The 1,227-nt window shown below is 49.4% G+C and carries 1 protein-coding gene and 1 pseudogene; both read left to right on the forward strand.

The features are described from left to right. Positions 1–291: pseudogene (locus C6Y40_RS24805) on the forward strand (IS21 family transposase); the annotation flags it as partial. Between the two features lie 15 nt (positions 292–306). After that, positions 307–1,080 (forward strand): IS21-like element helper ATPase IstB, encoded by a 774-nt coding sequence (gene istB / locus C6Y40_RS15505; protein ID WP_276309522.1) that lies wholly within the window; start codon positions 307–309, stop codon positions 1,078–1,080. Positions 1,081–1,227: the final 147 nt, after the last annotated feature.

Raw genomic sequence — 1,227 nt, forward strand, 5'->3', positions numbered from 1 at the left:
GAGTCCTGCCATGTGTTTATTAAGCGCCTGTTTGCCAGCCGCGTACTGGATAACCTGCGTGCTGCACAAGGCGTTGTGGGCCTTGCCAAACGCTACGGTGACAAGCGCCTTGAAGCCGCCTGCTTACGCGCACTGACCTTCGACAATGTGCGTTACAGCGCCGTCAAACAGATCCTTGAAAAAGGACTGGACCAGCACCCTGATGAATCGAGCACCTTCGATACGTTAAGCGATGTTTACACCGGCGGTGGTCGCTTCCACCGAGATCCCAACAAACTTCTCCCTCACTAAAACAAGGAAAAACACATGATCAACCCGATCCCCGAACTCACACCGTTACTGAAACAACTACGCCTCTCTGGTATGACGGACTCATTAGCGATGCGTAATCGTGAGGCCATTGAACATCAACTGAGTTATCCCGACTTCCTGGCTTTACTGGTACAGGATGAAGTGGCCAGACGCGACCAGAAAAAGTATGCCACACGTCTGCGTCGTGCAGGCTTCAGAGGTAATAAAACACTGGAAAGCTTCGATCTGAACGCCAATCCCAACCTGAACCGCGCTTATATCAATGAACTGGCCGATTGCCGATTTATTGATGAATATGTGGCGGTGCTGATCGCAGGGCCGTGCGGCACGGGTAAAAGTCATCTGGCACAAGCCATCGGGCATTGTGCTGTGCAACAAGGCATTGATGTATTGTTCTTTACTCAGGCAAAACTGCTGGCGAACTTGCATGCAGCCAGAGCCACGAACACCTATGAGAAACGCTTCCAGACGTTAGCTAAAGTAGACCTACTCATCATTGATGACTTCGGTTTAAAGCCTCTCAAATCCCCTCAGGATGAAGATTTACACGACTTAATCGATGAACGATATGAACAAAAATCAACGATCATCACCAGTAACCTGGACTTCAGCGAATGGGGTCAGGCCTTCCCAAATAAACTGCTTGGCGCTGCGACGCTCGATCGACTCAGACACAATGCTTATCGACTGGTTTTAGAGGGCGAAAGCTATCGCAAATTACGTGAGCACAATGATCAGACTGGACGGGGAGGAAAAAGCGAGAAATAATCACCTTGTTTGAGGGCGAAAATGACGGTTTTAAGTGGATCCATTACGCCGCAAATGAGTGGATCTATTAGGGTGCCAATCGACACTGCTAAAGGAGAGTGGCAGAGTCTATAACAAATATGAGCACCGAAATACCCTGGAGGGCAT

The organism is Marisediminitalea alba, assembly GCF_002993365.1.
Classification (GTDB): Bacteria; Pseudomonadota; Gammaproteobacteria; order Enterobacterales; family Alteromonadaceae; genus Alteromonas; species Alteromonas alba.